Below are 6,570 nucleotides of genomic sequence, written 5' to 3'. Positions count from 1 at the left end.
AAAACACAACCCGCTACGGGGGAGACTTACCCGAAATCTGATTTATTCAACAAAGCCTCCCCACAAAAAAGTTTTTTTGCATTTAACTGTTCACACTGTTCACCTCGGTTATTTTTGATTTTATATCATGCAGTTAAGTGGTGATGAGTCGGTGAATGGTGATCAGTCGACTCTTCACCTTTGTTCGTTTTGCTCGTTCCGGGGGCGCCCGGTCAGGCGATACAAGGGGGATAAAAAGTTTTTTCCGGTTTTACTGTTCACACTGTTCACCTTTGCTTTTTTATCAATAATTTCATAGTGATACAGGGTGAATATACGGTGAAGGGTGAACAGTGGATTGTTCACCTTATGGCAATTGCCGGAAAGAAAAAGACCGGCTGTAGCCGGTCTGGAGTGGGTTATGTCGCTGCGGGTTCATCGCATTTCGGCAGCCAGTCGCCGTAGCTTTCCTCTTTCAGCGACAGGTTGGTCTGTATCCCCTGCTTTGTGTGCCGCTTTTCATAATTCAGGCCGTACTCTTTCAGCATCATGGGCAGCCCCAGCCCGAACATTTTCAGGCTGAGCACGTTTCTGTACCCGTTGGCCTCCATATAGGCCAGATACGCGTGATAAAGATATTTACGGTAATTACGCGGGATGATGCTGGCATTACCCATAAACATCCCGCTGGTCTGCGGCAGCATTTCCAGATAACCGCAAAAATCAAACGTCGGGTCAGCATCGCGCTTGATATTGAGTGCCTCATCGGAGTTCTGCTGCGACTGGAGCAGCGCGCGCGCGGTCATCGGGTCGCTGAATTTCTGCATAAGCTGGCGCACGATAACGGCCAGCTCGCGCGCAATTTTATCCCTGAGCTGCGGGTCGCGCTCTTCCGGTGCAATCTGCTCCGGGAAATGAATAATCACCCGGCGACGGGACACTCCGCCGCTGCGGTCGGTGAAGCGCATTGGGTTATTGTTCACGGCCAGAATCACCGCAGGAATATGTGTTGAGTACGGATTCTGGTATTTCGGGTCAACCGAGACCGCATCGCCGCCGGTGATGGCCTTTAGTCCTGCGCCGTCACCGCTCCATTTTTCCTGGTCAGGCAGACGTATCAGCGAGAAGCCAATCAGGGAGGCACGCTTGCGCGGGTCTTCCAGCGTGTCGATGTCGGCCGACGTGGCGTTATCCTCTCCGGCGAGCAGGGTCGCGATTTCGGCGAGAATGCTTTTGCCACTCCCGCCGGGACCGGTGACCTCGAGAAAGAGCTGCCAGTCGTAGCGGTTCGCCAGTACCATAAACAGCGCAGCGAGTATCACGTCGCGTTTTTGTGGATTTTTACCGGCCGCCCGGTCGAGCCAGCGCCAGAAGTTCGGCGCGTGAGTCTCCAGCATTTCGCCTTCCACCGGCGGGGTAAAATCCACGTCGCACAGCGTGCGCAGCCAGTGCGATTTATGATGTGGACTGAATATGCCGCTTTGGGTATCGAGTACCCCGTTGCGAAAGCCAATCAGACGCCGTGCCGGTGCGGCCTGCTGCGGAATAATCAGTTTCAGGGTCTCCACCACCGAGGCAATTTTCCCGGATGAGAACGGGGCGCGCAGGCGCTGGAATAAGTCAGCCACATTCCGTGAAAAAGTGGCTGCCGGGATATTTTTCCAGATGCCGTTTTCATAGCGGGACAGGAGCTGGCCGTTCGCATCTACCGCCAGCGCTTCACCGTAATGCTCATGCACCCGCAGAGCCTTGTCGCTGGCGCTCATGGCGGTAAATTCTGCCTCGCTCATGGTATCGAACGGGCTTTGCGCCGGTGGGCGGATGGCGTCATAAATGGCTTTCCGCGTGGTGTCCTCCCCCTTCAGCATCATCGCATCATTCCAGTCACCGAACACCGGCGGCAGGGCGACAACGCCCTCACAGGCGTCTGCGGCCGCAGCGGCTTTACTCTGACCATCGCCGCTCAGGTCACGGTCGGCGGCGAGGACAATCTGACAGGCCGGGTGTTTCTGGCGGACAAGGCTCGCCAGAGAAAGGAGGTTCACGGACGACAGCGCCACCATGACGGTTTCACCGGTCAGGTGATGCACGGTGAGCGCGGTTGCATAGCCCTCTGCAATCCACAGGCGTTTTCCTGCCTGTTTTTTCCCTTCGATGGTGTGGCACGCCCCTTTTACCGCCCCACCTTTCAGGGTGCGTTTGAGACCGTCAGAATTGATAAGCTGAAGATTAACCAGTGCGCCGGTATCGTCATACAGCGGGACAATCACATCCCCGGCGCGGAACGTCACGCCGCCGGTTTTATGCATGACGGTGAGCGTCAGACATTCCAGAGCGGGGAAACCCTTGCGGGTGAGGTAGGCGTTGCCGGTGGCCGGTCGGGTGTTCTCCATGAGCCTGACAGCCAGCTCGGTCACCGCTTTGCGGTCGGCCTCCGTTTCGGCCTCTGCGGCCGCAATCACTTCCGGGGCAACCGGTGGCAGGTTGCCGGTCACGGCGTTCACCTTTTGGGCTGCCTCTGATGGTTTTACACCGAACACCTTTTCGACCAGTTTCAGGCCATCCCCCGCGCCGCACTGATTACAGAGCCACGTCCCTCGCCCCTCTTTATCGTCAAAGCGGAAACGGTCAGAGCCGCCACACACCGGGCAGGCCTGATGCCGGTTTTTAATGACCTTCACACCCAGCGCCGGGAGAATGCGCGGCCAGTGGCCGCACGCCTGTTTTACCGTCTCTGTTACGTTCATTTTCATCGTTATTTTCTCCCTCAGTGCACAACAGGCGATTGCATGTGACGGGCGCAGAGTTCATCCATCACGGCCAGCCCGAGGAAGGACAGCGACGGCGCGGCTTTGAGTGGTCCGGCTTCCATTAAATCTTCCAGCAGTGCACAGGCAATCTGGCGGCCTTTTTCCTCGCCGTGCTGGCGCAGGTAGAAGCCCTCCAGCTCGGCGGCAATGGCGCTTTCCAGCGCGTCAAGGGTGAGGTGCGGATAGCGGTGCTGGCGTTCGCACAGGGTCAGCCATGCACAGGCCACGGCGCGCCGATATAGCGCGGCGCGTAATACGGGCGGTAAAGGCTTTTTCATACGTTGCCCTCCCCGGTCAGCCAGCGCTGATTGCAGCGCTCTACCACGCCGTCGAGCTGAGCGGTCATAAGGTAAATCACGGAGGTGAGTTGCGACTGCTGCGCAGGGTCACGACGAACGGTGGCGCAGTCCTGCACCTGCATCAGCTCATTGACGAGCTGGCCGACGTTGCGCATGTGCTCAAGGCATTCGAGGTCACGGGCGGTAATGGTGGTGTGTCTCATACACGCACCTCCGCAACCGGCAGACGGCCAGCGAATGAGAGGATGTAATCGCGAACAAGGGAACGACGTGCAGCGTGTTCATCACCGGCAACGGTGCGGAGCATACAGATACGGGGTTTACGGTCTGCACGACGAACGGCGGCAAACACAAAGACGAATTGAGGGTGTGACGGGGTGAGGATAGTAGCCATGATGGCAGCCTCCATTGAGTAGCGGTTACTGCTACCACCGGAAACGCCAATTTCACTGGTGGCAGCCCGAACGGGGTTGGCGTAACCGGCCTCAATGGATACCGGCCAGCCCGAAGGCTGCCCCGCCCGGACTACCATTATCTTGCTGGAACCATGGTGTATAAAAAGACACCACAGCCCGGAAAATGGGTGTGCCTGAGCTACGACGAAAAAAAAGACGCACGGCGCGTCTGGTGTCGCCATTGAGTTTCGCGGAACGCCAATTCCGGCTGTCGATTTTGCGACAGCGGGAAAACTATACCTGGAAACGGCGAAAAGAAGCAAGCCAGAAAAAGGGTCTGTTTGCTGAACGGTCGTCATCATGCGTCACAGCCCCGGTTACGTTCGGCAATGCGATCTGCCATCCATGCGGTGATTTCAGACTGCGCCCACGCCACGTTTTTTCCGCCCAGGCTGATTTGTTTCGGGAAAGCCTCGCGGCTGATGAGGTCGTAAATGGTTGACCTGGACAGGCCGCACAGATGCATCACTTCAGGCAGGCGGATAAAGCGCTCCTGAACGGCATCAGATACCGGCATCAGTGGTGCGGCAGGGGCAGAAGACGGGGAAGAAAAAGCGGTTTGCATCGGGCTACCTCATAATGTCCATACAGTGCCGGTCGTGTCCGTCCGGCCTCGGGTAGCTCTCTATTTTGTGAATATTTTCCCTCAGGGCAACAAGTCATTTTGCAGTACTTCACCACACAACAGACTGTTTTTTATACAGCGACAATCTCTGACAATGTTCTGGTATATCGTGGGTATCCTTTGGCACATTCTGGCACACCCATATATAACCAAAAGAGGTTGGTTTCTTACTTTTTATTAATAAAAAGTATATACACCTCCAGGAGAGTTCAGAAGATGGGTGAACAGTGGTGAACAGACGGTGAACAGTCATACCCTCAACTGTTCACCCTTTATCTTACTGTATTACTTATATTTTTATTTGAGGTGAACAGTAGTGAACAGTTATATGTAAAAAAACAAACGATGAGTAAGGTTTTGCTGAGACCTTTCTCTGGCAAGCCGGGTTTAGAGTGGTGTTTGTGCCAGATCTGCCACAACTGCAATGAATCGAGATGTTGTGTGATGAAGGGCAGAATCATTACAGGTTGAATACACGGAGAGCCTGAACATGAAACCCGAAACAGTCATTACCGCCCTGCAAAATGTTGCCGCCAAGCAGTCCTCAGAGAACAGCCAGCGCATCACCGACAAGCTGAGCGCATTCACTGCGGCCAGAGACACCCACGCGGCCAGCATGCAGGTACTCAAAGAGATTGATACGTCCATTGAACGCTGTAAGCAGGAGCGGCAGACCGCCCTCGATGAGAGCGCAGAGGCGGAGCAGGACTGGCGCAGCCGCTTTCGCACCCTGCGCGGCAGTCTCACCCCTGAAATGAAAGCTGAGCACAGCAGGCGTATCGCCAGTCGCGAGCTGGCCGACGAGTTCACCGGCCTGATTGCGGAGCTGGAGGCCGACCGGACACGCGCCATGCTGAATGCCTGCTCCAGCGCTAATAAATACCTGTCAGCGCATGACGATGCCTTTACCGCTTACGCCGGTGCTGAATGGGCTCAGGCTGTCAATGCGGTTCCTGTCGCCCTCATCCGCGCTTTCCTGCTGCGCATTCGTGCCCTCGAAATGAAGGGTGAAAGTGCCCCGCAGTCCGTGGCCACCGGCGAGCTGCGCGATGCGCTGAGCCGTCAGGGCAGCATGTATCACTTCGACATGACGCAGGAGCCTGTATTGTCCGTGACGGGCATGCACCGGCCGCAGATTACTGACGTTGATACGGAGCTGTTACGCAGCCCTGCGAAGAGAATGATGCTCGCCAGAAAAGTGGCTGAAAATGGCGAGACAGAAGCGGAGGAGTAAGCATGTTTCACTGTCCGTTCTGCAAAACCAGCGCGCATTCCCGCACCAGTCGTTATCTGTCCGATAACGTCAAACAGCGCTATCACCAGTGCATGAACATCGAGTGCTCGGCCACGTTCCGCACGCTTGAATCCATCGACGGGGTTATTCGTTCACCGGTGACAGAGCCGGTTATCCCGCTACCCGCACCGGCGGCCATCGTTAACCGTGCCGGTGCGTAAGCACGGCCAGTCATCAGGAGAAACATACGTGACCACACTGACGCTACAGAAAGCCTTTGAGGCCTGTCAGGCAAATAAATCCGCCTGGCTGCAACGCAGGGAAGAACTGACGCAGGCCGAACAGGCATACCGCGAACAGCTTGCCGGTAGCGGCCGGAGCCTGCAAACGCTGCGCGAGATTATCGACGTGAAAAAGTGGGAAATTAATCAGGCTGCCGGTCGCTATATCCGTTCGCATGAGGAGGTGCAGCGCATCAGTATCCGCAACCGTTTAAATGATTTTATGCAGGTACACGGCGCGGAGCTGGCCGCCGCCCTTGCCCCGGAGCTGATGAATTATTCCGGGCAACACTCCGCCGTTCAGCGCTGCGCCATGCAGCACTCACTCGACTATCTGCGTGAGGCGCTACAGGTCTGGCTGGTCGCCGGTGAAAAAATTAATTATTCGGCGCAGGATAATGACATTTTAACGGCCATCGGATTCAGGCCTGACGCGGCTTCGCGCGATGATAATCGTGAAAAATTCACACCTGCACAGAACCTGAATTACACCCGCCGCCGTGCAGAGCTGGCCGCGCAGTAGTCCTTTCAAAAATTCCCGAAAATCCCGACTTTATCCCCTAAAAAAGCCATGCATGCATAGGTGCATGGGTTTGCATGCGTTTTACAGACACTGAATCCCCCGCCAGTGCCAGCGCTGGCGCGCCCTGAGGCCGGTCATGCACCTGCATTAAAAGCGCCCCCTTAAGCGGGCAGGCGTGGCGGGGAGAGCATTGCGCGCTGATGCGGAGATAATTTTGTTCATACGACTAAGGGGCTCGATTAGCTCGAGCTCCTATTGGTCATAAAGAGTAGAAAAAATTAATGGAATTTATTAATTTAAATCAATCATCACCCTCGTCATGGCTTTGTTGAATAAATCAGATTTCGGGTAAGTCTCCCCCGTA

General features: G+C 55.7%; 8 protein-coding genes. 3 read left to right on the top strand and 5 right to left on the bottom strand.

What is annotated here, in order from left to right; all coding sequences use genetic code 11:
- Positions 1–398 precede the first annotated feature (398 nt).
- Genes ACOTX7_RS23555 through ACOTX7_RS23535 form a run of 5 tightly spaced genes read right to left on the bottom strand, consistent with a single transcriptional unit; the run spans position 399 to position 4,108 of the window.
- On the bottom strand, positions 399–2,732 hold the full coding sequence (locus tag ACOTX7_RS23555) for a primase-helicase zinc-binding domain-containing protein (RefSeq protein WP_221813715.1): 2,334 nt from the start codon (positions 2,730–2,732) through the stop codon (positions 399–401).
- 14 nt (positions 2,733–2,746) lie between these two features.
- Positions 2,747–3,067 carry a DUF5375 domain-containing protein gene (locus ACOTX7_RS23550; protein ID WP_047723413.1) on the bottom strand — a complete coding sequence of 107 codons (321 nt, stop codon included), beginning with the start codon at positions 3,065–3,067 and terminating at the stop codon, positions 2,747–2,749.
- The gene (locus tag ACOTX7_RS23545) at positions 3,064–3,291 is read right to left on the bottom strand and encodes a hypothetical protein (RefSeq protein WP_017692848.1); all 228 of its coding nucleotides are present in this window, start codon (positions 3,289–3,291) and stop codon (positions 3,064–3,066) included. Before ACOTX7_RS23545 ends, ACOTX7_RS23550 begins: the two co-directional genes overlap by 4 nt.
- Entirely contained in the window at positions 3,288–3,845 is a 558-nt protein-coding gene (locus ACOTX7_RS23540) for a host cell division inhibitor Icd-like protein (RefSeq protein WP_221256726.1), read from the bottom strand. The genes ACOTX7_RS23545 and ACOTX7_RS23540 overlap by 4 nt, the downstream gene beginning before the upstream one ends.
- The gene (locus ACOTX7_RS23535; protein ID WP_017694457.1) at positions 3,842–4,108 is read right to left on the bottom strand and encodes a helix-turn-helix transcriptional regulator; all 267 of its coding nucleotides are present in this window, start codon (positions 4,106–4,108) and stop codon (positions 3,842–3,844) included. The genes ACOTX7_RS23540 and ACOTX7_RS23535 overlap by 4 nt, the downstream gene beginning before the upstream one ends.
- A 550-nt stretch (positions 4,109–4,658) precedes the next feature.
- Here ACOTX7_RS23535 and ACOTX7_RS23530 point away from each other — a divergent pair.
- The 3 genes from ACOTX7_RS23530 to ACOTX7_RS23520 are packed head-to-tail and all read left to right on the top strand — an operon-like array spanning position 4,659 to position 6,206.
- The gene (locus ACOTX7_RS23530; RefSeq protein ID WP_221813716.1) at positions 4,659–5,402 is read left to right on the top strand and encodes a capsid protein; all 744 of its coding nucleotides are present in this window, start codon (positions 4,659–4,661) and stop codon (positions 5,400–5,402) included.
- A 2-nt stretch (positions 5,403–5,404) separates the two neighbouring features.
- A complete protein-coding gene (locus ACOTX7_RS23525; RefSeq protein ID WP_047723421.1) occupies positions 5,405–5,623 on the top strand; it encodes an ogr/Delta-like zinc finger family protein in 219 nt (72 codons plus the stop codon).
- A gap of 28 nt (positions 5,624–5,651) precedes the next feature.
- A complete protein-coding gene (locus ACOTX7_RS23520; protein ID WP_221813717.1) occupies positions 5,652–6,206 on the top strand; it encodes a phage polarity suppression protein in 555 nt (184 codons plus the stop codon).
- Positions 6,207–6,570: the final 364 nt, after the last annotated feature.

This window comes from Enterobacter cloacae complex sp. IR5418, from assembly GCF_049238105.1.
In the GTDB taxonomy this organism is placed as follows: Bacteria; Pseudomonadota; Gammaproteobacteria; order Enterobacterales; family Enterobacteriaceae; genus Enterobacter; species Enterobacter hormaechei.
The sequence above is the reverse complement of the archived record's forward strand: the minus strand, read 5'-3'. Positions and strand labels throughout refer to the sequence as shown.

Coding starts and splice junctions, on each gene's coding strand:
- ACOTX7_RS23555 (WP_221813715.1), bottom strand. CDS start 2,732: ATGAAAATGAACGTAACAGAGACGGTAAAACAGGCGTGCGGCCACTGG.
- ACOTX7_RS23540 (WP_221256726.1), bottom strand. CDS start 3,845: ATGATGACGACCGTTCAGCAAACAGACCCTTTTTCTGGCTTGCTTCTT.
- ACOTX7_RS23530 (WP_221813716.1), top strand. CDS start 4,659: ATGAAACCCGAAACAGTCATTACCGCCCTGCAAAATGTTGCCGCCAAG.
- ACOTX7_RS23550 (WP_047723413.1), bottom strand. CDS start 3,067: ATGAAAAAGCCTTTACCGCCCGTATTACGCGCCGCGCTATATCGGCGC.
- ACOTX7_RS23535 (WP_017694457.1), bottom strand. CDS start 4,108: ATGCAAACCGCTTTTTCTTCCCCGTCTTCTGCCCCTGCCGCACCACTG.
- ACOTX7_RS23545 (WP_017692848.1), bottom strand. CDS start 3,291: ATGAGACACACCACCATTACCGCCCGTGACCTCGAATGCCTTGAGCAC.
- ACOTX7_RS23525 (WP_047723421.1), top strand. CDS start 5,405: ATGTTTCACTGTCCGTTCTGCAAAACCAGCGCGCATTCCCGCACCAGT.